This is a genomic window from Streptomyces sp. NPDC088747, from assembly GCF_044751025.1.
GTDB lineage: Bacteria > Actinomycetota > Actinomycetes > Streptomycetales > Streptomycetaceae > Streptomyces.
In genome coordinates, this window is sequence record NZ_JBIVKZ010000021.1 from 136943 (window position 1) to 161810 (window position 24868).

Annotated in this window: 19 protein-coding genes; 7 read left to right on the forward strand and 12 right to left on the reverse strand. The window is 71.3% G+C overall.

Annotated features, from left to right (window positions below; all coding sequences use genetic code 11):
* Positions 1–22 precede the first annotated feature (22 nt).
* Positions 23–1522, reverse strand: a complete 1500-nt coding sequence (locus ACIP79_RS36580) for a hypothetical protein (RefSeq protein WP_401230731.1) — start codon at positions 1520–1522, stop codon at positions 23–25.
* A 232-nt stretch (positions 1523–1754) separates the two neighbouring features.
* Between ACIP79_RS36580 and ACIP79_RS36585 the strand changes: the two genes are divergently transcribed.
* Positions 1755–2897 carry an aminoglycoside phosphotransferase family protein gene (locus tag ACIP79_RS36585; protein ID WP_401230733.1) on the forward strand — a complete coding sequence of 381 codons (1143 nt, stop codon included), beginning with the start codon at positions 1755–1757 and terminating at the stop codon, positions 2895–2897.
* A gap of 1103 nt (positions 2898–4000) precedes the next feature.
* Entirely contained in the window at positions 4001–5980 is a 1980-nt protein-coding gene (locus ACIP79_RS36590; RefSeq protein ID WP_401230736.1) for an N-acetylmuramoyl-L-alanine amidase, read from the forward strand.
* 84 nt (positions 5981–6064) lie between these two features.
* Here the strand turns inward: ACIP79_RS36590 and ACIP79_RS36595 are convergent, their stop codons facing one another.
* Entirely contained in the window at positions 6065–6562 is a 498-nt protein-coding gene (locus ACIP79_RS36595; protein WP_387187884.1) for a hypothetical protein, read from the reverse strand.
* Positions 6563–6793: 231 nt separating this feature from the next.
* Complete coding sequence (locus ACIP79_RS36600; protein WP_401230739.1) at positions 6794–7228, reverse strand: hypothetical protein; 435 nt, start codon at positions 7226–7228, stop codon at positions 6794–6796.
* 246 nt (positions 7229–7474) lie between these two features.
* Between ACIP79_RS36600 and ACIP79_RS36605 the strand changes: the two genes are divergently transcribed.
* Positions 7475–8134: a TetR/AcrR family transcriptional regulator gene (locus tag ACIP79_RS36605; protein ID WP_401230742.1), complete on the forward strand. Its 660-nt coding sequence runs from the start codon at positions 7475–7477 to the stop codon at positions 8132–8134.
* 30 nt (positions 8135–8164) lie between these two features.
* Here ACIP79_RS36605 and ACIP79_RS36610 read toward each other — a convergent pair whose 3' ends face one another.
* From ACIP79_RS36610 to ACIP79_RS36620, 3 genes are all read right to left on the reverse strand, one after another.
* Entirely contained in the window at positions 8165–9241 is a 1077-nt protein-coding gene (locus tag ACIP79_RS36610) for a WxL protein peptidoglycan domain-containing protein (protein WP_401230744.1), read from the reverse strand.
* Between the two features lie 79 nt (positions 9242–9320).
* Positions 9321–11297 (reverse strand): fibronectin type III domain-containing protein, encoded by a 1977-nt coding sequence (locus ACIP79_RS36615; RefSeq protein WP_401230747.1) that lies wholly within the window; start codon positions 11295–11297, stop codon positions 9321–9323.
* A 127-nt stretch (positions 11298–11424) separates the two neighbouring features.
* The gene (locus ACIP79_RS36620) at positions 11425–12639 is read right to left on the reverse strand and encodes a HupE/UreJ family protein (protein WP_401230749.1); all 1215 of its coding nucleotides are present in this window, start codon (positions 12637–12639) and stop codon (positions 11425–11427) included.
* A 239-nt stretch (positions 12640–12878) separates the two neighbouring features.
* Here ACIP79_RS36620 and ACIP79_RS36625 point away from each other — a divergent pair, with 239 nt between their 5' ends.
* Positions 12879–13550: a hypothetical protein gene (locus ACIP79_RS36625; RefSeq protein WP_401230751.1), complete on the forward strand. Its 672-nt coding sequence runs from the start codon at positions 12879–12881 to the stop codon at positions 13548–13550.
* A 224-nt stretch (positions 13551–13774) separates the two neighbouring features.
* Here the strand turns inward: ACIP79_RS36625 and ACIP79_RS36630 are convergent, their stop codons facing one another.
* The 5 genes from ACIP79_RS36630 to ACIP79_RS36650 all read right to left on the reverse strand — a co-directional run bounded on the left by ACIP79_RS36630 (position 13775) and on the right by ACIP79_RS36650 (position 18144).
* A complete protein-coding gene (locus ACIP79_RS36630; protein WP_383688685.1) occupies positions 13775–14017 on the reverse strand; it encodes a DUF397 domain-containing protein in 243 nt (80 codons plus the stop codon).
* Between the two features lie 83 nt (positions 14018–14100).
* On the reverse strand, positions 14101–15267 hold the full coding sequence (locus ACIP79_RS36635) for a thiolase domain-containing protein (protein WP_383688684.1): 1167 nt from the start codon (positions 15265–15267) through the stop codon (positions 14101–14103).
* A complete protein-coding gene (locus ACIP79_RS36640) occupies positions 15264–16313 on the reverse strand; it encodes a thiolase domain-containing protein (RefSeq protein ID WP_401230755.1) in 1050 nt (349 codons plus the stop codon). Before ACIP79_RS36640 ends, ACIP79_RS36635 begins: the two co-directional genes overlap by 4 nt.
* Positions 16310–17257: a Zn-ribbon domain-containing OB-fold protein gene (locus tag ACIP79_RS36645; RefSeq protein WP_401230758.1), complete on the reverse strand. Its 948-nt coding sequence runs from the start codon at positions 17255–17257 to the stop codon at positions 16310–16312. The genes ACIP79_RS36640 and ACIP79_RS36645 overlap by 4 nt, the downstream gene beginning before the upstream one ends.
* Before the next feature lie 86 nt (positions 17258–17343).
* Positions 17344–18144: a crotonase/enoyl-CoA hydratase family protein gene (locus ACIP79_RS36650; RefSeq protein WP_383685155.1), complete on the reverse strand. Its 801-nt coding sequence runs from the start codon at positions 18142–18144 to the stop codon at positions 17344–17346.
* Positions 18145–18358: 214 nt separating this feature from the next.
* Here ACIP79_RS36650 and ACIP79_RS36655 point away from each other — a divergent pair, with 214 nt between their 5' ends.
* Positions 18359–19978 (forward strand): acyl-CoA synthetase, encoded by a 1620-nt coding sequence (locus ACIP79_RS36655; RefSeq protein ID WP_401230760.1) that lies wholly within the window; start codon positions 18359–18361, stop codon positions 19976–19978.
* 54 nt (positions 19979–20032) lie between these two features.
* Positions 20033–20575: a DUF1707 domain-containing protein gene (locus tag ACIP79_RS36660; protein ID WP_401230763.1), complete on the forward strand. Its 543-nt coding sequence runs from the start codon at positions 20033–20035 to the stop codon at positions 20573–20575.
* 94 nt (positions 20576–20669) lie between these two features.
* Here ACIP79_RS36660 and ACIP79_RS36665 read toward each other — a convergent pair whose 3' ends face one another.
* On the reverse strand, positions 20670–22163 hold the full coding sequence (locus ACIP79_RS36665; RefSeq protein ID WP_401230766.1) for an acyl-CoA synthetase: 1494 nt from the start codon (positions 22161–22163) through the stop codon (positions 20670–20672).
* 153 nt (positions 22164–22316) lie between these two features.
* Here ACIP79_RS36665 and ACIP79_RS36670 point away from each other — a divergent pair, with 153 nt between their 5' ends.
* Positions 22317–24731, forward strand: a complete 2415-nt coding sequence (locus ACIP79_RS36670; RefSeq protein ID WP_401230768.1) for a penicillin acylase family protein — start codon at positions 22317–22319, stop codon at positions 24729–24731.
* Positions 24732–24868 lie beyond the last annotated feature (137 nt).

Consider the following 24868-nt stretch of genomic DNA (forward strand, 5'->3'; position numbering starts at 1 on the left):
CACCGGGTCTCCCCTGAAGGGCCTACGCCCGCGCGCTGTTGCCACCCTTCGGCTTGAACGTCCCCTTGGGAAGCGCGAGTTCGATCTGCTCACGCAGCTCGTGGATCTTCGGGTAGCTGGAGTACTGCCCGGTGAGCCGGTACATCTCGCGCAGCCGGTCCCAGGTGCGGTGGGAGGAGTTGGTTCCCATCGACGTCAGGGCGAGCCGCGCGTACCGGTCGGCCTGTTCGGGGTCGTCGGCGATGAAACAGGCGGACGCCAGGGAGATGTGGTCGAAGATCTGTGACCTCTCCCGGCCCGTCCCGCGCAGCTTGAGCGCCTCCTTCGCGTGGCGCTGCGCGGTGGCCGCCGCGGCCGGCTCGTGATCGGCGAGTGTGCGGTAGGCGAGGGCCTGCATACCGTGCATGTCGGCCTCGTCGAACATCTGCATCCAGCTCGGCGGAGACACGTCGCCCCGGTCGGAGACGAACAGGTCCTCCGCCTCGCCGAGGGTGCGCCGCATGGCCTGGCCCTTGCCCATGGATGCCTGCGCCCAGGCCTCGATGGTGTAGAGCATGGCCCGGGTGCGGGGCAGCACCTCCTCGCCGGAACCGGACTTGGCCAGCTTCATCAGGTCGAGCGCGTCGTCGGGCCGGCCCAGGTGCACCATCTGGCGAGCCGCCCGCGAGAGCGCCTCCCCGGCGCGCGGCCGGTCGCCGCCCTCGCGGGCCGCGTGGGCGGCGATGACGAAGTACTTCTGTGCCGTGGGCTCCAGGCCGATGTCGTGCGACATCCAGCCCGCCAGAACGGCGAGATTGGCGGCGACGCCCCACAGGCGCCGTTGCAGATGGTCGGGGTGCCGGTAGGAGAGCATGCCTCCCACCTCGTTGAGCTGGCCCACCACGGCCTTGCGTTGCAGCCCGCCACCGCGGGCCGCGTCCCAGGCGCGGAAGACCTCGACCGAGCGCTCCAGTTCCTCGATCTCCTGCGACCCGATGGGGGCGGCCTCGTAGCGGTCGAACCCGGCGGGGTCGGCGTGCAGGGGATCGTCGAGTTCGGGGGCGTCGGCCGCGAGGGCCGGATCGGTCTGCAGCCACTCGTGCATGGCTGAATTGAGTGCGGAGCCCGCGGCAAGCGCGGCACCCGCGCCCACCAAGCCGCGTCGGTTGAGCATGAGGTCCATTCCCGTGAATTCGGTGAGGACCGCGGCAGTCCGCTCGGGCGCCCACGGCATGCCGTCGGGATGTTCCACACTCCCGCCGCTCTGCCTCTTCCCCACGCGCCCGTGCCGGACCAGACCGAGATCCTCGATGGTCACGACACGGCCGAGACGCTCGGTGAACAGAGCCGCCAGCACCCGTGGCACCGGATCGCGCGGGATCTCTCCCGTGTCGATCCACCGCCGCACCCGTGAGGTGTCGGTCGCCAACTGGGGGTGGCCCATGGCCGCCGCCTGCCGGTTGACCAGTCTCGCGAGTTCGCCCTTGGACCAGCCGGCCAGGCCGAACAGGTCCGACAGACGAGCGTTGGGTTGTCCGTTCACGTCAAGCCCCCAGGTTCTCGGCTGAGTTGACAGTAACCGCCTGTCAGTTGCTGAGCGACTATTCGCCAGGGTTCGCCAGGGTGCGCCAGATGGTGTGCCACTGGGCGTCCGGTGTCAGGTAGGAAAGCGCCACCCCGACCCGGTCGCCCCAGGACATTCCCCAGGGTGCACCAGGGCGGCCGGGACGGGCGGCGCGGCATCTTGCAGGCACACGAAGGGATCTGTTTCGCCCATGTACACAGCATCGTCCTCCGTGTCCGCCCCGCCCCGGTCGCTGCACCCCCGCCCGGCGGGCAGCGGCCCCTACCTCGACCCCGCGCGTCCGGCGGCGGGCCCCGTGCTCGGCGCCGGCAGGTCGCGGCGCGTCCCGGGGCTCGGCACCCAACCGCTCAGCGGGAGACTCGACTTGTCCGGCCCTCAGGGCGCGCAGCTGCGTACGGCGCTCGCGTCGGTGCACCGGATCTGTCCGGAGTTCGCTCCGGTGCAGGTACTGCGCCGCAGCGGACGCTCCGTGCTCCTGGTCGGCACGACCGGACGCAGCACGGCCGTCGCGAAGTGTTTACTGGATCTCTCCCCCGTGTGGGCGGAGCGGGTCCGGCACGAAATAGCTGCCTACCGCTCGTTCGTCCGGCACCGCCCGCCCGTGCGGGTGCCCCGGCTGATCGCGGCGGACCCGGACAACTGCACGCTGGTGATCGAGCGGATGCCCGGCCGGGTGGCCGCGCTCCAGCGGCATCCGGTCGAGGCCCCGCCCCGGGCGGACATCCGGGCGGCGCTGGGCGCGATCTGCCGGCTGAACGCGTGGCGGCCGCCGGTGGGCACGTTCAACGCTCCGCTGGACTACGCGGAACGCATCTCCCGCTTCCACGAACTGGGTCTGCTCACGGACCGGGACATGGGCGACCTCCAGAAGCTCGTGCACGGCATCGCCGCCTCCTCGGGCCGCCAGGGCATGGGGCAGTTCTGCCACGGCGACGCCCTCCTGTCGAACATCCTTCTCTCACCGGCCGGTCCAGTGCTGGTGGACTGGGAGCACGCGGGCTGGTATCTGCCGGGGTACGACCTCGCGACCCTGTGGGCCGTCCTCGGTGACGCTCCGGTGGCGCGGCGGCAGATCAGTCAGCTCGCGCAGTCGGCGGGGCCCGCGGCACGAGACGCCTTCCTGGTGAACCTGATGCTCGTACTCACCCGGGAGATCCGTACCTACGAGACGGCCGTGCAGCGTTCGCTGCACGACGCGACCCCGGCGGCACCGGGCCCCGCCCACCCGGGTGCCGCACCGTCCGGCGAGGAACAGCGGTTGCTGCTGAGGCGGCTGCACGACGACTGCCAGATGGCCCGCAAGGCCGTCCGAGCGGCGGTCGGCACTCGCTGACGGGGACGCAGGTCCGCGGTCGCGCCCTCACCAGGGGGCACCCCGCGGACCTACGTCATGCCGATCCGCCGTCCAGAACGAGCCCTAGACACCGGCCCCCGCCAGGTCCGGCCCGGCCATCGCCACGCCCGCCCGCCGCCGCACACGGACAGGCCCACGGCCCGACCATCGTCACGCCCGGCCCCGTCCGGAGCGGGCCCTCAACGCGGCCTCCCCCAGGTCCGGCCCGGCCACCGCCACGCCCGGCCGCCATCCGGGGCAGGCCCACGAACCGGCCTCCGCCACGCCCGCCCGCCGCCGCCGCACACGGACAGGCCCACGGCCCGACCATCGTCACCCCCGGCCGCCGCCCGGAGCGGGCCCTCAACCCGGCCTCCGCCAGGTCCGGCCCGCCGCCCACGGCACACCCACACACCAGCCTCCGTCACACCCGCGCCGCCCAGAGCACACCCACGGCCCGGCCCACGTCACGCCCGGCCGCCGTCCGGGGCAGGCCCTCGGTCCAGCCTCGGCCACATCCGGCCCGCCGCCCACGGCACACCAACCCACCACGCCCGACCGCCCTCCACAGCACACCCACGGACCAGCCTCCGTCACATCCAGCGCCGTCCAGCGCACACCCGCGGCCCGGCCCGCGTCACGCCCGGCCGCCGTCCGGAGCGGGCCCTCGACCCGGCCTCCGCCACGTCCGGCCCGCCGCCCAGAGCACGTCCACGGACCCAGCCTCCGCCACGCCCGCCCGCCGCCCACGTGGACGACGGACAGACCCAGGCCGGCGCCGCACCCACGCACCAGCCCTCGTCACATCCGCCAGCCTCCACGGCACACCCACACACCACCCTCCGCCGCACCCGCACCCGCACCCGCACCCCCAGCACACCCACCCACCACCCCGAACCCCCACCCACCATCCGGCCCAATGGTCCACTCCACTGACGCGGCGCAGGCCGGAGGGGCGTTCGCCACGAAACCCGTGTGACCCTCGCTGACATGGGAAATCACCTGCGCCTGGGCATGATTGACGGATCGTCGGGGACCCGATAGCACTGACGAACGTTCAACCCCGCCCGACCCACCGCGCTCGACCGTCCCAGGAGGCTGCTTTGCGAGGACCCGCCACCGACCTCAGGACCACCACAGGGCACAGACGCGCGCGCAGGACCGCGGGCACCATCGCCTCGGCGGCGCTGCTGCTGCCGCTGCTCGGCGCGGCCCCCGCCGACAGCGCCGCGCCCGCCGGCTCGACCCAGTTGCAGGGCGCCTTCACCCGTGCCGCCGACCGGTACCACGTGCCGCGGAGCGTGCTGCTGGCCGTCTCCTACCTCCAGTCCCGCTGGGACACGCACGGCGGAGCGCCGAGCGTCACCGGCGGGTACGGCCCGATGCACCTGACCGACGCGCGTACGGCGATCGCCGGGGCCCCGCACCACAGCGAGGGCACGGAGGACGCGCGCGGCGACAGTTCGCGCGCGGCTCTGCACACCACCGCGTCGGTGCCGGAGAACTCCGAACTCCCCGCCCGCCTCAAGACCTTGACGAAGGCGGCCGAACTCACCGGTCTCCCCGCGGACCGGCTGCGTACGGACGCGGCGGCGAACGTGGCGGGCGGCGCCGCGCTCCTCGCCGACGCGCAACGCGACCTCGGCGAACCGCTCAGCGCGGACGCCGCGGACTGGTACGCGGCGGTGGCCCGCTTCTCGGGCGCGGACGACAGCGCGACGGCGGCGACGTACGCCGATGACGTCTACGACGTGATCCGCGGCGGCGAACAGCGCACCACGGACGCGGGTCAGCGGGTCCGGCTGGCGGCTCAGCCCGCGCTGAGCCCCGACACCGCCTCGCTCGGGCGAGCGGGTCTGCGTACGGCGAACGCGGCGGGCACGGAGTGTCCTACGACCGTGTCCTGCGAGTGGATCCCGGCGCCGTACGAGGAGTTCGGCGAGGGCGACTACGGAAACCACGACCTCGGGAACCGGCCCGCCTCGCAGAGCATCAAGTACATCGTCATCCATGACACGGAGGGCGTCTGGGACGGTGTCCTGAACATGGTCCAGGACCCGACCTACGTGTCGTGGAACTACAGCCTCCGCTCGACCGACGGTCACATCGCCCAGCACGTGAAGGCCAAGGACGTGGCCTGGCACGCGGGCAACTGGTACATCAACGCCAAGTCGGTCGGCCTGGAGCACGAGGGATTCCTCGCCTCGCCGGACGCGTGGTACTCGGAGGCCATGTACCGCTCCTCGGCACGGCTGGTGTCCTACCTCGCCAAGAAGTACGGCGTTCCGCTGGACCGCCAGCACATCCTCGGGCACGACAACGTCCCGGGCACGACGACCGCGACCATCCCCGGAATGCACACGGACCCGGGCCCGTACTGGGACTGGCAGCACTACTTCGAGCTGCTCGGCCGGCCCTTCCGCGCCACGCCGAAGGCCGGCGGCGGTCTGGTGACCGTGCTCCCGGACTTCGCCGCGAACCGGCCCGCCTACACGGGCTGTGTCACCAAGGGTGAGCCCTGCGCCGTGCACGGTTCCAGCGAGGTACGGCTGTACAGCGCCGCCGACGAGAACTCGCCCCTGATCAAGGACATCGGTCTGCGGCCGGACGGCAGCGGCTCGACGACCGACGTGAACGACATCGGTTCACGGGTCTCCACCGGGCAGCGGTACGCGGTGGCGGACCGTGACGGCGACTGGACGGCCATCTGGTACCTGGGCCAGAAGGCCTGGTTCAAGAACCCGCGGATGCAGCCGACGGCGGTGAGTGCGTCCGGGCTCGTGGTCACGCCCGCGCCGGGGCGTACGGACATTCCCGTCTACGGTCGCGCCTACCCGGAGAAGGAGGCGTACCCGGCGGGCGTACCCGTTCAGACGGTCTCACCTCTGTCGTACAAGCTGCTCGCGGGCCAGGAGTACGCGGCGGGTGACAGGGTGCCGGGCCAGTACTACTTCGCGCCCACGTTCGACACCACGGCGCACAAGGTCGTGACCGGCAAGGACATGTACTACGAGATCCAGTTCGGCCACCGGGTGGCGTTCGTGCGGGCCGCCGACGTACGGGTGCTGCCGTCGGCTCCGTAGTGGGTGTGTGGTGACGGTGGGGCCGGTCCGGGCCGGCCCCACGCCCACGACGGGACGCTCACGACGGGACGTCCGCGGCGGTGCTCAGCCCTGCTGGAACAGCTCCGCCGGCAGCGGCTTGAGCAGCGCGTACAGGTCGTCGGTGATCGGGCGGTCCCAGGCGGCGATGGTGACCAGCACCTTGTCGCTGCGGTCGAACTGCACACAGGAGATGCGGGTCTCGGAGAGCTTGAGACGGCGCACGATCAGAAGGTTGTCACCCTGCATGACCGGCATGTCCTCGGTGCCCACGACGGTGACCTCCTCGTCGTTCTCCAGCGCGAGGAGCAGCTGCGCCACCTCGAAGGGAACCTCTCCCTCGGCGACGTCACGGGCCGGGGAGCCCTCCGGCAGATTGCCGATGATCATCGCGGGACCCCGGCCGCCGAACAGGTCGTAGCGCAGGAAGACGCCCTGGCAGCTGCCATCGGGAGCGGGCAGCAGGCCCGCGCCGAGATTGCCCGGCCAGTCGCCCGGGTCCATGGCCAGGACATCGAAGTCGGGCCCGGCGGGGGTGGCGCTGCGGCGGCGGAGGAAGGACATGCCGCAATGGTACGTGCACGGCGGTGAACCGGGCCCCGGGGGCGCCCCCGTGAACGCCCTCGGAGATGGCTGCTCCCCCCATCTATCGGGCTGTCCGTTCCCCGGTGCGGCGCCGAGCCCCGCACGCTCGGCGCCCGCCTTCCGACAGACCGCCGAGAGCGGTCGTACGACGGTCCGCTCGCCGGTGTGCGGCTCCTCGGCGATCCCGGCCGGACCTCGACTCGGAGTTTCCTAGGCGCAGATGAGGCCCTTGACCTCTTGGAAGGCCTCGTACTCGGCCTTCTGGTCGACCGGCAGCTGGTAGAAGCCCGCGGTGATCTTCGGGACCGACGGAATCACGGACAGGCGGAACTTCTGGCCTTCCGTCGTCGAGACGTGGAAGCGGCCCTGGAGGTCGCGCTTCTTCGTGGCACCGCGGTTCGTGTCGGTGATGGTGACCGGGGCGCCGGCGGTGACCCGGCCGTTGTCCTCGTCGACCGGGACTATGACGAGTTCCGTACTGCCCGGTCTGAAGCCCACGGCGTAGTTGAGGACTGTGGTGCTGCGGTAGACGATGAAGTTCCGCTCCTTGATGTCCGAGGCGTAGACCTTGGTGTAGCCCGCGCCGTCGGGCACGGCGGCGTCGAACGCCGCGTGGATCTCCGCCTTGAGCTGTTCCTTGCTCACCACTGTGCGCGCTCCCCATTCGTGTACGTGAAATCCGTCTGGGAGGTCCGCGCCCTGAACTCGCGGAACTCGCGTTGACTGTACAGCTAGCCAACCAAAACCCCCAAGTTCATCTGCCCCTCAACCATGGCGAGTTCGACCGGCCGCACAGCCGGTGGCGATGTGCTGGAGCGAAGCGGCGACAATGGTCCGTGCCGGGCGGCACCAGCGCGGCGTGACCAGGGACGAGCGGGAATGGGGTGGCACGTGTCGCCACGGTCGGCGGAGGCCAACGAGGAGTTGAGGGCACAGTCGCGGGAGAGGATCCTCGCGGCGGCCCTGGAGGTCTTCGCCGAGAAGGGCTACCACGACGCCACCATCTCGGAGATCACCACGCGGGCCGGCGTCTCGCGCGGCCTGCTCACGTACTACTTCCCCGGCAAGCAGAATTTGGTGGACGAGCTGCTCGACCGCTACCTGGACGGGGTCTCCGCGCTCGTGGAGGTGACCGGCACGCCGGACGAGCGGCTGGCCGCGATGATCGACGGGGTTCTGGTCATGGCCGCCGTCACCGTTCCGGTGCAGCGGATCACGCTCAGCCTGGTGATCAACCCGGCGACCCACCCCTTGTTCGCGGCGGCGGAGGCGCGCAAGGAGGAGCGGGTGGTGGCGCTGGAGGACGGACTGCGCGCGCTGTTCGCCGCGCGCGGGGCCGAGGAACCCGCCGTCGAGGAGGTCCTGCTCCGCAGCGTCCTGGAAGGTGTGATCTTCAAGAACGCCGTCTACGGCGACCAGTACCCGGCGGAGGCGATCCGCCGCCGTCTGTACGCCCTCTACGCCCTCCCCGCGCCGGAGGCCGATCTGCCGCTGCCCGCCGACCCGCCCCGGACGGATCGGATGCGGGCCGCGCGGGCGATCGGCGGCTGAACACGCCGTCGGCAGGCGGGAAGTGCGGTCTCAGGCGCGCTGCTCGGCGCGGACCCGCAGAGCCTGCTCGACGGCGTCGCGGACGCGGGCGTCCTCGCGCCGCTTGCGGCGGGCACGGTCGCGGCGGCGGAGGAAGTACCCGGCCGCGGCCGCGGCGAGCAGGAGGACGACCAGCAGTACGAGGGTCCAGGGCACGGCCCATCCCGTGGTGGTTGCCCGGACGGGCTTGAGCGAGCTGGTCGAGCCCGCGGCGTCGGTGATGGCCGGGGTGACGGTGGCCTCGGCGGTGAGGCGGACGGCGGGCGTGACGTCGTCCACGGGGACCACGACCTTCCAGCGCTCGCCGGGGAGCAGCTCCGGTGGGGCGGCGATGCGGGCGGCCTGGGTGCTCAGGGTTCCGAAGGGGCCGGTGAGGGTGACGTTCTGGTCTCCGGAGAGCAGGGCGTTGCCGGTGTTGTGGAGCGTGTAGGTGACGGTGGCGTCGCCCTGGCCGAAGGGGTTGGCGGTGCCGTGGTAGTCGACGTGCAGGTTCTCGATGGCGAGTGCGGGCTTCAGGGCGCCGCTGACGCGCAGTTTGATCCGGATGCCGAGACGCCGGTCGACGGCGATGCCCTCGGTGTCGTCGGACTGCTTGAGTGACGTGAGGATGCCGCCGACGTAGTCGCCGGGGGTGGCGTCGCGCGGAACCGTGACGGTGAAGGGGATCTCGGCCGTCTTGCCGGGGGCGATCCGGACGCTCTCCTCGGTGGCGCGGACCCAGGCGCCGATGCCGACGGACTTCTTCTCCTGTGTGAGGAGGTCGAGTTGGCCCTTCTCCGTGGTGTAGCCGTCGGCGGCGTAGAGGGCGAGGCGGAGCGGACTTGCGCTGTGGTTGGCGACGACCATGGCGTCCTTGACCTGGCTGCCGGGGTTGACGCCGTAACTGAAGCTGGACCGGCCGTCCCCGTACCCGTTCGCGGCGGTGCGGACCGTCCAGGTCACGTCGCCGTCGGCCGCCCGGGCCGGGCCGGCGGACGCGCCGGCGAACGCGAGGGCCGCCAGCAGCGCCAGGACGACGGAAAGCACCGGGCCGGGGACGGTACGGCGGCGTGACGGGGATATGCGCATCGTGGGGCTCTCCTGGAAGGGGCGGGGCAGGCGGGCGGCGACTGACCGCCCGCCTGCCCCGCGGGTGGAGCGGGTTGGGTCAGCTGCTCAGTGCGGTGATGGTGAGGGTGGCTCGGTAGCCGCCCTTCTGGACGGAGTCCGGGATCTTGAGATCCAGGTCCGCGCCCAGCCTGGCCTCGCCGCGGGCGTGGCCCTGCTCGGCGGAGCTGAGGCCGCGCGAGACGGACAGGCCCTTGCCCTGGTCGTCGTAGCCCGAGGCCACGGAGGCACCGGCCTGGGCGCCGGCGCCCTGGTCGAGGACGTACGGCGTCCAGCCCAGGTAGGAGCCGGGGAACGTCTTGTCCGCGTCCTTGAAGTCGCTCACGTTGGCCGACACCGACCACGGGGAGAGCGAGCGGCGGGAGTCCGTGACGAGGATCGGGTTGATCTTGCCGGTGGCGGTGAAGTGGTCGCCGTCCTGCTCCTTGGCGGTACCGAGGTCCACCAGGCCGTTGTAGCCGTCGATGGTCCAGCCGAACTCACCCGGCGCCGGGGCGGGCACGTTGACCTGGAGGGACTGGCCGTCACCGTTGTACGGGTGGACGCTGACCTTGTCGACCACGGAGCCGACGGGCTGGTCGGCGGTGGTGTTGTTGCACCAGTCGCCGTGCTCGACCTCGGAGTTGGGTGCCGTGCAGGTGCCGCTGCGGATGTTCTCCACGACGAGCTTCTCGTCGCGCACCTGCACCTTGACGTAACTGCGGACGTGCTCCTGGTTCTGCACCGAGTTGTACCAGTAGCTGTCCGGGTTCAGCGGGTCGGCGCCGTTGCCCGCACCGCTCGTACCACTGCTGTCGGGCTTGGTGATGTCGTAGTACTTCGAGCCCGAGGCGGAGTTGGCGGTGACGTACAGGACGCCGCCGGGACCGGGGTAGACGTCGGCCGCGCCGGGCTGCTCGTCCTTGTCGGCCTTCTCACCGTTCTTGATGAGGTAGCTGCGGGAGTAGCTGTGGTCGTGTCCCTGGAGGACGATGTCGACGCCCAGCTTGGAAAACGTTGTCGGGAAGTCCACGCGGCGCGTCTTGTTGTCGCCGTCCTTGGCGTGGGACGCCGGGGAGTAGATCGAGTGGTGGTAGACGAGCACCTTCCACTTGGCTTCGGAGCCGTGCTGGTTGATGACGTCCGTGACGTACTTGGTGTGCGCCTCGTCGCCGCCGCCACCCTGCGAGCTGGTGTAGCTGTTGCTGTTGAGGTCGATGAACAGCACATCCTTGTAGATGTACCAGTAGTCGCCGCCGGACGTGTTGGAGGCCGGGTTGCCGTTCGAGTAGTACGCGCCCGAGCGGTCCGTGTTCGGCGTGGAGAAGTGCTGCTCGTACGCCTTGCCGCCGACGTCGTGGTTGCCGATGGTGGCGGCGAAGGGGATTTGGCGGAGCTGGTCGGGGGCGAGGAACGCGTTCCACTGGGACTCGTTGTTCGCGGTCTCGACCTGGTCGCCGCCGGAGACGAGGAGTTCGGCGTCCTGGTTCGCCCGGGTGGCGACGTCGAGGGTGTCCTGCCAGCCGGCCTGGTCCTTCGCGACGTCTCCGGACGAGCCGATCTGCGGGTCGCCCAGGAAGAGGAAGTCGTACTCGCCCTCGAAGTCCTGCGTCCTGAACGAGTACGCGGTCGACCAGTTGCCCTCGCTGCCGACGCGGTAGGAGTACGCGGTGTTCTCCTTGAGGCCGGTGATGGTGGCGTGGCGGTTGTAGCCGCCGCTGGTGGCGATGTTGGCGCCGCCCAGGGCGTCGAACGTGGCCGCGTCGGAGGGGAATTCGCCGGCGTTCAGCTGCCCGGTCGGGGCGACCTGGATCTTCTGGGCGGTGTCGGCGGAGGAGTACCAGCTGACGGTGCGCTGGGTCTCGTTGGCACCGACACCGAGGATGATGCCGGTGAGGGTCGCGGAATCGGCGGCGACCGCGGGGGACGCCAGTCCGCCGCCGAAGGCCAGGACCAGGCCCACGGATGCCGCGACGGCGGTACTGCCCACGCGGCGTCGCACCCGTCTGTCGACGGGTGCGAAGAGCTTTGTTCTCATGACGTGTCGTTTCTTCTGTGCACACGGTGTGTGCGTGCAATGGAGATCGTCAAGCTTTCGGTGCGAGGTAAACCCCGCATAAATGCGAGCTCGGGGTCTGCTGAACATCACGGACGTGCCGGGTCGCTCACAGCCCGAACGCGCGCTGCACGAACCAGACCAGCCCCATGGCGGCGACGCCCGCGCAGATCGTGCCGGTCGCCCACAGGCCCGCCCTGCGGGACCGGCGCCTCAGCAAAAGCAACAGCGGAAACACCAGGGCGATGATGGCCAACTGCACCGTTTCGATACCGACGTTGAAGACGAGCAGGGACCACAGCAGGGTCCACGACCATGCCGCGTCGATGCCCAGAGCGCCGGCGAAGCCCAGACCGTGGACCAGCCCGAAGCAGAAGACGACCCCAAGGCGCGTCCATCCGGCACGGTCCAGCGCGAAGTGACCGCCCTCGGGGACCGCCAGGTCGGTGACGTGGACGCCGCGTCGGCGGATGCGCCACAGGTGCCATCCTGCGACGACGGCGATGGAGAGCGCGATGACCGGTTCCACGACGCGTTCCGGTACGTCCACCACGCCGAGGGCGGCGAGCAGGAACGTCACCGAGTGGGCCAGCGTGAAACTGGTGGCCGCCAGGACGATTTCGCGCGGCCGGCGTGAACCGGCGATGAGCGCGAGCAGGAACAGGATGTGGTCGACGCCGGTCAGCAGGTGTTCCGCGCCGAGGCGGAAGAACTCCCAGAAACGCTCGGTCCAGGCCTGGCCGAGGGAGAACGACGGGTGCGCGGCGTCGAGGGCGGCGCTGCCGCTGTGCCCGTCGACCGCGTACGTGACGATGGTCTTGCTGCCTTTGACGTACTCCTCGGCGTCGGGGAAGAGTCCGCTGCGGATCTCGTGGTCCGCGTCGCCGTGTGCCGCGCAGGTCCAGTCGAGGGTCAGCAGGGCGTAGGGCACGCCCTCTTCGCGGCCCATCCGGAAATCACCTGCCTGGTCGGCCCTGCACGCACCCTCGTCGGTGGTGACCGTGAAGCGCCGGGTGACGTAGTCGACGGCCGTCGCGCGGTGGGAGTTGAGGGCGGCGGCCTCGGCGTCCGCGTCCCCGGCGGCGAACGCCTCGGTTCCGGCGCGGAAGAGGGGGTCGTCGTGTCCGGCGTCGGCGGCGGACACGACGAGAAGGTCGTACTCGAGTTTGAGCTCGGTGCGCAGCCGGCCCTCACCGCCGTCGGCGACGTGTACGTACACGGTCGAGGTGAAGCCGTGGGCGGAAGCGGGCTGGGCGAGGCCGAGCAGGACGACGAACACCGCCGCGGCGAGAACGGCCAGCGGGCGGCGAACAGGGTGTGACATGGGGCTCCTTGTGGTTGCCCGAGCACCGTGCTGGTCCGGGGTGAACCGGAGTCGGCCGTTCGGCGAACCATGTGAAAACAAACGTTCGATCGGGGCCGCGTGGCTGGAGATGTCCGAAAGCGGGAGCGCAGGATGGTGGGCACACCACCCCCCGCACCAGCCTCACCAGCCACTTCCGCGAGCCCGCCGCCGACGCCACACCGTGCCGGCGGCGGGCCGTGTCACGGAGGACGATCGTCTTGCGCCGCCCGCTCCCGGCCGCCGCCGCCCTGATCGCGGCCGCCGCTCTCGTCACCGGCTGCGGCCACGGTGACGACTGGTCACAGCCCCACCCGAAGCCCTCCGCCGTCGGCGACCTGGGCCGCGGCTTCGTCGCCCCGTCCGCCTCGCCTGCGCCGGAGGCGACCATCACCCCGCGGCCCGGCTCGTGGTCCGCGGTACGGCCCTCGGACGGTCTGCGGGTCGTCCTGCTGACCGCGGGCGACGACCGGCCGACGAAAACCCTCGTGACCGCGGTACGGGAATGGGCCGACCACGAGCGGGTCGACCTGCGCACGGTCACCGTGTCCGACGCCGCCGACATGATCCCCGCCGCCGACAGGGCGATCGGCATGCGGCCGGACCTCGTCGTCAGCGCGGGCAACGACCTGATCGACGCGCTGGCGACGGTCACCCCGAACCATCTCTCCCAGCAGTTCCTGGTGGTGGGAGCGGAGTTGGCGGAGCCCACCCACAACGTGACCGCGGTCGACTGGTCCGGAGCCTCCTTCCGCGGCGAGGGACTCGGGATGTCCTCGACCTACGACCCCGCGTCATTCACCGCGGCACGCTGCGCCGCCGCGATCCGGGCGGGCGCCGCCGCCGTCCTGTCGGGGTGGACGGGGATCGTGGTGTGGGTGGACGACTTCTAGTTCAGGGAGTCCCTGGACCGACCGGAGGCGGAGCCGGACCCGGTGGCACCCGGCTGGTCACTCCGCTCACTCGCGCCCCGCGCTCATGGGGTTCCGGCAGGGCGACGGGGAGCGCGCCGGACGTCGCCGCGGCCCGGAAGCGGGCCGGGCGCCGACGGGCGGCGCGGGAGGGAGGATCCGCCGGCGCGGCGGACCCATCCCGTACGGCGTCGGCTCAGGTCGGCTCAGGTCAGGTCGAACTCGCCCTCCCGCGCCCCCGACACGAACGCGCCCCACTCCGCCGGCGTGAAGATCAGGGAAGGGCTTTCGGGCCGACCGCTGTTGCGCATCGCGATGAAGCCCTCGACGAAGGCGATCTGGACGTCTCCCCGTCCTCGGCTGCTCGAATGCCACTCGGCCCTGCTGAGGTCAAGCTCCGGCTTGTCCCAGCCCGCGAACGGGTGCTGCTCAATGGTGCTTTCGGCCACGTCCGTGCTCCTCCCGGTTCGTCGTCCGCGGCCAGCCTAGCGATCGGTTCGGGCGGCGGACAGGCCACGTGAGGGGGACGGTTTCAGGAGGCGGGCGGCGCGGCCCCGACCAGCCACATCGAGAAGAACTGGGATCCGCCGCCGTACGCGTGCCCCAGCACCCTGCGTGCCCCGTCGACCTGGTGATCTCCCGCCTGCCCGCGCACCTGGAGCGCCGCCTCGGCGAACCGGATCATTCCGGAGGCGCCGATCGGATTGGTGGAGAGCACCCCGCCCGACATGTTGACGGGCAGGTCCCCGTCGAGCTCCGTCACCCCGGACTCGGTGAGCTTCCAGCCCTCGCCCTCCTCGGCGAACCCCAGGTTCTCCAGCCACATCGGCTCGTACCAGGAGAACGGCACGTACATCTCGACGGCGTCGATGTCCCGGCGCGGGTCGGCGATCCCGGCCTGCCGGTACACGTCGGCCGCGCAGTCCTTGCCCGCCTGCGGCGACACGAAGTCCTTGCCCGCGAAGAGCGTCGGCTCGCTGCGCATCGCGCCGCCGTGCAGCCACGCGGGCGGCCTGGGTGAACGGGCCGCCCCCGCCCGGCCGGTGAGGACCATCGCGCACGCGCCGTCCGAGGACGGGCAGGTCTCCGAGTACCTGATCGGGTCCCACAGCATGGGCGAGGCCTGGACCTTCTCCAGGGTGATGTCGTGCTCGTGGAGGTGCGCGTAGGGGTTCTTGAGCGCGTTGCGCCGGTCCTTGTACGCGACCAGCGAGCCGACCGTGTCGGGCGCGCCTGTGCGCCGCATGTACGCCCGTACGTGCGGCGCGAAGAAGCCGCCCGCACCGGCCAGCAGCGGCTGGGTGTAGGGGATCGGCAGCGACAGGCCCCACATGGCGTTCGACTCGGACTGCTTCTCGTAGGCCAGGGTCAGGACGGTGCCGTGGACGCGTCCGGCGATGAGGTTGGTGGCGACGAGGGCCGTGGAGCCGCCCACCGAGCCCGCCGTGTGCACCCGGAGCATCGGCTTGCCGACGGCGCCGAGCGCGTCGGCGAGATACAGCTCCGGCATCATCACGCCCTCGAAGAAGTCGGGCGCCTTGCCGATGACCACGGCGTCGATGTCGGCCCACGTCAACTCGGCGTCCGACAGCGCCCGTTGGGCGGCCTCCCGGACCAGTCCGGCGATCGACACGTCACGCCGGGCGGCCACGTGCTTGGTCTGGCCGATGCCTACGACGGCCACGGGCTCCTTGCTCATCGGGTATCCCCTTCGAGTACGGCGACCAGGTTCTGCTGGAGGCACGGGCCCGAGGTGGCGTGGGCCAGTGCCCGGTCGGACTCGGCACGGTGGATACGGGCGGCGGCCTCACCGATACGGATGAGTCCCGTCGCCATCACCGGGTTGGCGGCGAGCGCGCCGCCGGACGGGTTGACGTTCACCTCGTCCCCCAGGCGCAGCGCCTTGCGCAGGACGACCTCCTGGGAGGTGAACGGGGCGTGCAACTCGGCGGTGTCCACCGGGCGTTCGAAGGCACCGGCGTGTTCGGCGGCGAGGCGGGTGGAGGGCGAGTCGGTCAGGTCGCGCACGCCGAGGCTGTGCGGTTCGATGCGGTGGTCGATGCCCCGGATCCAGGCGGGCCGCGCGCACAGTTCGCGGGCCCGCTCCCCCGCCGCGAGGATCACCGCGGCGGCTCCGTCGCCGATGGGCGGGCAGTCGCCGACGCGCAGCGGACGTACGAGATAGTCGCCCTGCGCGACCGAACCGCGCAACTGGGCATGGGAGTTGGTGGACGCCGAAGCCCGGCTGCGGGTGGCGACCGCGGCGAGCGCGGGCTCGTCGGTCTCCCCGGCGTCGATGAGTGCCCGCGCCTGGAGTGCCGCGAGGGCGACGGAGTCGGGCCACAGCGGGGCCAGGTAGTAGGGGTCGAGCTGCCGGGTCAGGACGTCGCGTACGGAGCCGGGCGAGGACTTGCCGTACCCGTACACGAGCGCGGTGTCGGCGTCGCCGGTAAGCAGCTTCGTCCAGGCCTCGTACAGCGCCCACGCGCCGTCCATCTCCACGTGCGACTCGGAGATCGGCGGCCAGGCCCCGACCCCGTCGAGCGCCATGGTGAAGGAGAAGGCGCGGCCCGCGAGGTAGTCCGTGGAGCCGGAGCAGGTGAACCCGATGTCGCTGGTCCGCAGCCCCGTCTGGTCGAGGACTTCGTGCAGGACCGGGATGAGCATCTCCACCTCGGAGTGCTCGTCGCTGGTGCGCCGGTGGTCGGTCTGCGCGAAGGCGACCACGGCGATCTCACGCGTCACAGCAGCTCCTTGTACGTGTCGTAGTCGGCGTCCGGTTCGCCGGTCGGCCGGTAGTGGTCGGGGTAGCCGCCGCCTTCCGTCCACACCGGTTCGACGCGCAGGCCCATCCGCACCTGGTCGTAGGGGATGCCGCCGATCCGGCCGTGCAGGGCGAGGTCGGCCCCGTCGAGGGCGATGTGCGCGTAGACGTAGGGCACTTCGATGTCGAGGTTCTTCGCCTTGATGTTGACGATGCAGTACGTCGTGACCGTGCCGCCGGGGCCCACTTCCACCCGCTCCGAGGTGGCGACCCCGCAGGTGGGACAGGCGCCGCGGGGCGGGACGTACACCTTGTGGCAGGACGGGCAGCGTTCGCCGACGGTGCGGCGGTCGGCGAGGGCGCCGATGTAGGCCGACTGGGCACGGCCGGGCGAGTAGACGTAGTCGAGGCGGGCGGGGGCGACGATGCCGGTCACCATGTCCTCGAAGCGGCCGTCGTGCCCGGTCGCGACGCCCGGCCCCGGTTCGCCGTCGTACGGCTCGAAGCAGGCGATGTCCGTGATGGCGCCGGAGCGTTCCCCGGCCCAGCGGATCCGGACGCGCATTCCGGTGCGCACGGCGTCGGGGCCGGGGGCGTCGAGGGCGTGCAGGAGGCCGGTGTCGGCGCCGTCCAGCCGGACCAGGACCCAGGCGAAGGGGGTGTCGAGGGGCTGGCCGCGGCGGGGGGCGTGGTTCCAGGCCCAGGTGGTGACGGTGCCGGTGGGGGCGACCTCGACGAGGTCGCGAATCTCCTCGGCGGTGACCGGGTCGTACTCGACTGGCGGTACGAGCGTCCGGCCGTCGCCGGTGCGCACACCGAGCACGACGCGCTCGCGCAGGCCGGTGAGGAAGGCGCTCTGGACGGGGCCGAGCGAGCGGGTGAAGGGGAACTCGACGACGAGGGGGGCTTTGAGGACTTCGGGCATCCCAGCTGTCTCCTTCGGAGTTCAGGCGCACCGGGATCGGAGGCCGGGCGCATCGGGGCGGAGCCGGGCGCGCCTGTGGACGGAGGTCAGGCGCGCCGGTAGACGGGCGGGCGCTTCTCGGCGAAGGCCCGGGAGCCCTCCTTGGCGTCGGCGGTGTCGAAGACCGGCCAGCCGCGGGCCAGTTCGGCGGCGAGTCCGTCGGTCTCGGTCATCTCGGCGGTCTCGTACACGGACGCCTTGACGGCCTCGACGGCCAACGGGCCGCAGGCGTTGATCTGTTCGGCGATGTCGAGGGCCTTGTCGAGGGCGGTCCCGTCGGGGACGACATGTCCGACGAGGCCGATGTCGGCGGCTTCCCGCGCCGTGTAGGGGCGGCCGGTGAGCAGCATTTCGAGGGCGTGGGTGCGCGGGATCTGCCGTTGCAGGCGGACGGTGGAGCCGCCGATGGGGAACAGTCCGCGCCGCACCTCGAAGAGGCCGAAGGTGGCGGACCGGCCGGCGACCCGGATGTCGGTGCCCTGGAGGATCTCGGTGCCGCCGGCCACGCAGTGCCCTTCGACGGCGGCGATCACCGGTTTGCGGGGGCGGTGGTGGCGGAGCATCGCCTTCCAGTGCAGATCCGGGTCCGCCTTCATCCGGTCCCGGTGCTCCTGGCCCTCCATGCCCTTTCCGGCAAGTGCCTTGAGGTCCATCCCGGCGCAGAAGGCACCGCCCGCGCCGGTGAGCACGATCGAGCGGATCCCGTCGTCCTCGTCGGCCTCGATCCAGCCGTCGTGCAGGCCGACCAGCATCGGCAGCGACAGCGCGTTCCTGGCCTCGGGCCTGTTGAGCGTGAGCACCAGTGTGGCGCCTTCGCGCTGCACGGTGAGGTGTTCCGTCCCACCCATGGGGTTCCTCCCGTCTCGGGCCGTTCCGGATGCGAGAACAGGTTGCAGTAGGCGCGATGGCAGTACAAGAGTTTTCTGACAGGTAGTCAGATTTCTTGTGCGCGGGCCCTTCACAGTTGAGGGCGCCTTTGCTCTGATGACCGTCGAGCCGAGGGCGTCGAGCCGATGGCGCGAGCCGCTGGGCGGTCACGATCGTCCGAGGTCAGGAGGAGCGGTGGAGTACAACCTTGCCGACCTGTTCGAGTCGGTCGTCGACGTGGTCCCCGACCGCGAGGCGCTCGTGTACATCGACCACCCCGGTACGGGCGCGGAGCGACGGCTGACGTACGCGCAGCTGGACGCGGCGGCGAACCGTGTCGCGCACCACCTGGTCGACTGCGGTGTCCGCCCCGGGGAACACCTCGGTCTGCACCTCTACAACGGCATCGAGTACCTGCAGACCGTGCTCGGCTGCCTGAAGGCCCGGGTCGTACCCGTCAACGTCAACTACCGCTATGTGGAAGAGGAGTTGGCCTACCTCTACCAGGACGCGGATCTGGTGGCCCTGGTCTTCGACGCGGAGTTCTCCGAGCGGGTGACGGCGGCGCTGCCGCGCACTCCGGGTCTGCGCCATCTCGTCCGGGTGGGAGAGCCCGTACCGGACGCCACCGAGCCGCCCGCCGTCCCTTTCACCGAGGCCGAAGCGGCGGCCTCCGCCGAGCGCGGGTTCGAACGGCGCTCGGCGGACGACCAGTTCATCATCTACACCGGCGGCACGACCGGGATGCCCAAGGGCGTGATGTGGCGCCAGGAGGACCTGTTCTTCTCCGGGCTCGGCGGCGGCGCACCGACGGGCGACCCGGTCGGGCGCCCCGAGGAACTGGCCGAGCGGGTCGCCGCGGGAGGCGAGGGGATCACCTTCTTCCCCACTCCCCCGCTGATGCACGGCACGTCCACACTCACGGCCTTCATCGGCTTCAACTTCGGCCAACGCATCGTGATCCACCGCAGGTTCGCGCCCGAGGAGGTGCTGCGGACGATCGAGCGGGAGCAGGTCACCAGCGTGTCGCTGGTCGGCGACGCGATGCTGCGGCCACTGATCGACGCGCTCAACGGCCCCATGAAGGGCACCGACTGCTCCTCGCTGTTCAGCGTGTCCTCGTCGGGCGCGATCATGTCGGAGACGGTGCGCGAGCAGTTCCAGGCTCTCGTCCCGAACGTCATGCTGCTCAACAACTTCGGCTCGTCGGAGTCCGGCTTCAACGGCACGGCCACGGCGGACTCCGGGCCTGAACGCGGCTTCCGGGTGCGGGTCAACGCCCGTACACAGGTGGTCGATCCGGCCACCCACGAGCCGATCGCCGTGGGCGAGATCGGCCGCATCGCCCAGCGCGGCCACGTGCCCCTCGGCTACTACAACGACCCGAGGAAAACCGCCGAGACCTTCTTCCAGCGGGACGGCGAACGCTGGGTGCTCCTCGGCGACATGGCCACCGTCGACGAGGAGGGCATCGTCACCGTCCTCGGCCGCGGCTCCCAGTGCATCAACACCGGGGGCGAGAAGGTCTATCCGGAAGAGGTCGAACAGGCCCTGAAGTCCCATCCCGACGTCTACGACGCGCTGGTCGCCGGGGTGCCTGACGAGAAGTGGGGCAACCACGTGGCGGCGGTGGTGCAGCTGCGACGCGGCGCGGAGCAGCCGTCCCTGGACGACATCCAGACCCACTGCCGCTCCCGCCTCGCCGGCTACAAGATCCCCCGTCAGCTCGTCATCACGGAGACCATCCAGCGGTCACCGAGCGGCAAGGCCGACTACCGGTGGGCACGGTCGGTGGCCACAAAGGCGGCCGGCTGACGTTCCCGGCGCACCGCCCGCCACTCGGGGCCTGCTCGGCACTACAGTGAAACGGTGAGTTTCCTGCCGGAGCGACCGACGACGCGGATCACCGAACACGACCGCGACACGGCCGTGCTGCGCGTGCAGGAGGGGTACGCCGAAGGGCACCTCTCCCACGAGGAGATGGACGAACGCCTGCACCAGGTGCTGACCGCGAGGACGCGCGGCGAACTGGTGTCGGCGCTGGCCTCGCTCCCGGAGAAACCCGCGGAGAGCACGGTCACGATCGGCGCCGCGGGCGGACGCATCAAGCGGCGCGGAGCCTGGCGGGTGCCTCGGACGCTCAAGGTCGAGTCCGCGTTCGGACGGGTGTACCTGGACCTGTCCCGGGCGGTCGTCGAGCACCCGGTTCTGGACATAGAGCTGCGACTCGGCACCGGCGGGGCGACGATCAAGGTGCCCCGCGACGCGGTCGTCGAGATCGAGGGTCTGCGCACCTGGTGGAAGGACTCGCACTACCAGAGCCCGCGGCGCACCCGCCCCGGCGGACCGACCATCCGTGTCTCCGGGGCCATGGGGTTCGGCAGACTGAGAATCCGCCACGCACGGTGGTGACCTACGGGTCACGCACGACGGCGACCCACGAGTTACGCACGACGGTGAGCCACCAGCCACGGGTTCGCTGTAACTCACCCGCCGGGACCCGCCCTCAGGCGAACCGCTCCCGCAGCTCCCGCTTGAGGATCTTCCCGCTCGCGTTGCGCGGCAGCTCCTCCACGAAGAGCACCCGCTTGGGCGCCTTGAAGTGGGCGAGCTTCTCCCGTGCGTGCGCGAGGAGTTCGGCGTCGGTGACCTCGCCCCTGGGCACGACGACAGCGGTGACGGCCTCGATCCAGCGCTCGTCGGGGAGGCCGATCACCGCCACCTCGGCGACCCCGGCGTGGGTGTAGAGGACATCCTCGACCTGGCGTGAAGCGACCAGTACACCACCGGAGTTGATGACGTCCTTGACCCGGTCGACGACGGTGAAGAAGCCGTGGGCGTCCCGCACGGCGAGGTCACCGGAGTGGAACCAGCCGTCGCGGAAGGCCTCGGCCGTCTCCTCGGGCTTGTCCCAGTAGCCCTCGCACAACTGCGGTGACCGGTAGACGACTTCACCCTGCGTCCCGTCGGGCACGTCACGGCCGTCCTCGTCGACGACCTTCGCGTCCACGAACAGGACCGGCCGGCCGCAGGAGTCCATCCGCCCCTTGTGCTCGTCGGGACCGAGGACGGTGGCCAGCGGGCCGATCTCGCTCTGGCCGAAGCAGTTGTAGAAGGCCAGCTTCGGCAGCCGCTCGCGCAGCCGCTCCAGGACGGGCACCGGCATGATCGACGCGCCGTAGTACGCCTTGCGCAGCCCGCTCAGGTCACGGTCGGCGAAGTCGGGTCGGTTCGACAGGCCGATCCACACGGTGGGCGGCGCGAACAGACTGTCCGCGCGGCCGGACTCGATCAGGTCGAGGATCCGGTCCCCGTCCGGCGCGTCCAGGATGACGTTCGTCGCACCGACCGCGAGGTAGGGCAGCAGGAACACGTGCATCTGCGCCGAGTGGTAGAGCGGCAGGGCGTGCACGGGCCGGTCCCCGGCGCTCAGGTCGAGGGCGGTGATCGCGCTGAGGTACTCGTGCACCAGGGCCCGGTGCGTCATCATCGCGCCCTTGGGGAGCGCGGTGGTGCCCGACGTGTAGAGCAACTGCACGAGCGTGTCGCCGCGCGGCTCCTCACCCTCGTACGGGACCGCCGCGTCCAGCCGTGCGAGCAGCGAGTCGTCGGCGTCCCGCAGCGCCATCGTCCGTACGCCGTCCGGGAGTCGCGCGGCGAGGCCCGGGTCGGTCAGGACCAGTGAGCTGCCGGACTGGCCGACGATGTAGGCGAGGTCGTCGCCCGTCAGGTTCTGGTTGACCGGCACGTGCACGAGTCCCGCGCGGGCGCAGGCGAGGAAACCGATCAGGTACGCGTCCGAGTTGTGGCCGTAGGCGCCGACGCGATCGCCCGGGGCCAGCCCCTCGTCCAGGAGGACGGTCGCCGCGCGGGAGACGGCCTCGTCGAGTTCCGCGTACGTCCAGGAGCGCTCGCGGTAGTCGACCGCGCGCCGTGCCGGAGTGCGCCGGGCACTGCGGCGCAGTACCCCGTCAACCGTACTGCCGTGTCCAGGCGTCATGACACGTGATCCTCGATCCGCGGAAGGGGGAGGTCAAGTCACCGCACGGAGAGGGGTGGAAGACCGGACGGAGACCGGGACGGACTCACCACCCGCGCGCATACCCGTTGGTACGCTCAACCGCCCCTTCCCCCAATGATGTTGGGAGGCACGATGCGCACCCGCCTGAGACGGCTCGTCGTCACGGCCGTCGCCCTGCTCACCGCCGCCGGCACCCTGCCCGCCGCCGCGGCCGACAACCGGCCCCGGCAGCAACACCCTTCGCACGGCGGCCTTTCGGCCGTCGTCCGCTACACCGAGTACGGCATTCCGCACATCGTGGCCAAGGACTACGCGAACCTCGGCTTCGGCACCGGCTGGGCGCAGGCCGCCGACCAGGTGTGCACGCTGGCCGACGGATTCGTGACCCTGCGCGGTGAGAGGTCCCGCTACTTCGGGCCCGACGCGGCGCCCGACGGTTCGCTCTCCTCGGCCGCCAGGAACCTCTCCAGCGACCTGTACTTCCGCGGCGTACGGGAGGCCCGCACGGTCGAGAAGCTGCTGGCCGAGCCCGCGCCGCGGGGACCCAGCCGTGGCGTCGAGGACCTGATGCGGGGCTGGGCCGCCGGCTACAACGCCTGGCTGGCGCAGAACCGGGTCACGGATCCGGCGTGCCGTGGGGCCGACTGGGTCCGCCCGGTGACCCAGGTGGACGTCGCCGCGCGCGGGTTCGCGCTCGCCGTGCTCGGCGGCCAGGGCCGCGGCGTCGACGGCATCACGGCCGCGCAGCCGCCCACGACGACGGCCGGTGTCAAGGGCGCGCCCGACGCCAGGAGCACCGCAGCCGCGGCGCGCGAGCTGTTCGACACCGCGGACATGGGATCCAACGCGGTCGCCTTCAGCGGCGCCTCGACCGCGAACGGCCGGGGCCTGCTGCTCGGCAATCCGCACTACCCCTGGCAGGGCGGCCGCCGCTTCTGGCAGGCGCAGCAGACGATCCCGGGCGAACTCAACGTCCAGGGCGGCGCGTTGCTCGGCACCGCCACGATATCCATCGGCCACACCGCGAAGGTGGCCTGGAGCCACACGGTCGCGACGGGCGTCCCCCTCAACCTCCATCAGCTGACGCTCGATCCGGCCGATCCGACGACGTATCTGGTGGACGGCAGGCCGGAGCGGATGACACGGCGCACCGTCACCGTCCCCGTGCGGGACGGTGACGGTGCGCCGGTGACCCGTACCCAGTGGTGGACCCGGTACGGCCCGGTCGTCACCTCGCTCGGCGCACAGCTTCCGCTGCCGTGGACGACCACGACGGCGTACGCGCTCAACGACCCGAACTCCGCCAACCTGCGCGCCTCGGACACCGGGCTCGCCTTCGGCAAGGCCCGTGACACCGCGGGCGTCCTGGCCGCGCTCAGGCGGACGCAGGGGCTGCCGTGGGTGAACACGATCGCCGCCGACGCGCGGGGCCACTCGCTGTTCACCCAGGCGCAGGTGCTGCCGCGCATCACCGACGAGTTGGCCGAGCGCTGCTCGACACCGCTGGGCAGGGTGACGTATCCCGCGTCCGGGGTCGCCGTCCTCGACGGCTCGCGCGGCGACTGCGCGCTCGGCAGTGATCCCGACGCCGTGCAGCCGGGCATCTTCGGTCCCGCGAGGATGCCGGTGCTCAGGGACGCTCCGTACGCGGAGAACTCCAACGACAGCGCCTGGCTGGCCAACGCGGACCAGCCGTTGACCGGGTACGAGCGGGTGTTCGGCACGATCGGCACGCAGCGTTCGATGCGTACCCGTGGGGCGGTCGAGGACGTGGCCGCGCTGGCGGAGAAGGGCGATCTGACCGTACGGGACCTCAGGGCGCAGCAGTTCGCGAACCGGGTGCCCGCCGGTGATCTCGTCGCGGACGACGCGGCGCGGGCGTGTGCCGCGCTGCCGGGCGGCACGGCGACGGGCAGTGACGGCACGGTGGTCGACGTGTCCGAGGCCTGCGGGGTGCTAAGGGCGTGGGACCGCACCATGGACACCGGCAGTCGGGGCGCTCTCCTCTTCGACCGCTTCTGGCGGAAGCTGACGGCCATCGTGCCGCCCGCGCAGCTCTGGAAGGTCCCGTTCTCGGCGGCGGACCCGGTGCGTACCCCGAACACGCTCAACACCGAGGCGCCGGGTCTCGCCAGGGCACTCGCGGACACCGTGACCGAACTGCGTGCCGCGGGCGTCGCGCTCGGCGGACGGCTCGGTGCGAACCAGTACGTCGTGCGCGGCGGCGAGCGCATCGCCGTGCCGGGCGGCACGGAGTCCCTCGGGGTGTGGAACAAGGTCGAGCCGGTGTGGACTCCGGCGGCCGGCGCCTACACGGAGGTCACCACCGGCTCCAGCTACATCCAGGCGGTCGGCTGGGACGGCGGCCACTGCCCGGTGGCGAGCACGCTCCTGACGTACTCCCAGTCGTCGAACCCGAACTCGCCGCACTACAGCGACCAGACGCGGCTGTTCTCGGACGAGCGGTGGGTGAGGTCGCGCTTCTGCGAGAGGGACATCCTGTCCTCGCCAGGACTGCGGGTGGTCCGGGTGAGCGAACGCCGCTAGCGCGCCACGGGAAGCACCCCACGACGCTGTTGTGGTCCCGCTCCATCATGGCTGGGCCACAACACCGTTGCCGGGAAACGGATTTGGGGTCCCGCTCCACAATGGCGGGGCCCCAACCCCGTTGCCCAGCCGCCGAT

Excerpts from the sequence above, each read along its gene's own strand:
- ACIP79_RS36585 (WP_401230733.1), top strand. The coding sequence starts at position 1,755 with ATGTACACAGCATCGTCCTCCGTGTCCGCCCCGCCCCGGTCGCTGCAC.
- ACIP79_RS36615 (WP_401230747.1), bottom strand. The coding sequence starts at position 11,297 with ATGAGAACAAAGCTCTTCGCACCCGTCGACAGACGGGTGCGACGCCGC.
- ACIP79_RS36595 (WP_387187884.1), bottom strand. The coding sequence starts at position 6,562 with ATGTCCTTCCTCCGCCGCCGCAGCGCCACCCCCGCCGGGCCCGACTTC.
- ACIP79_RS36635 (WP_383688684.1), bottom strand. The coding sequence starts at position 15,267 with ATGAGCAAGGAGCCCGTGGCCGTCGTAGGCATCGGCCAGACCAAGCAC.
- ACIP79_RS36620 (WP_401230749.1), bottom strand. The coding sequence starts at position 12,639 with ATGTCACACCCTGTTCGCCGCCCGCTGGCCGTTCTCGCCGCGGCGGTG.
- ACIP79_RS36645 (WP_401230758.1), bottom strand. The coding sequence starts at position 17,257 with ATGCCCGAAGTCCTCAAAGCCCCCCTCGTCGTCGAGTTCCCCTTCACC.
- ACIP79_RS36665 (WP_401230766.1), bottom strand. The coding sequence starts at position 22,163 with ATGACGCCTGGACACGGCAGTACGGTTGACGGGGTACTGCGCCGCAGT.
- ACIP79_RS36610 (WP_401230744.1), bottom strand. The coding sequence starts at position 9,241 with ATGCGCATATCCCCGTCACGCCGCCGTACCGTCCCCGGCCCGGTGCTT.
- ACIP79_RS36670 (WP_401230768.1), top strand. The coding sequence starts at position 22,317 with ATGCGCACCCGCCTGAGACGGCTCGTCGTCACGGCCGTCGCCCTGCTC.
- ACIP79_RS36650 (WP_383685155.1), bottom strand. The coding sequence starts at position 18,144 with ATGGGTGGGACGGAACACCTCACCGTGCAGCGCGAAGGCGCCACACTG.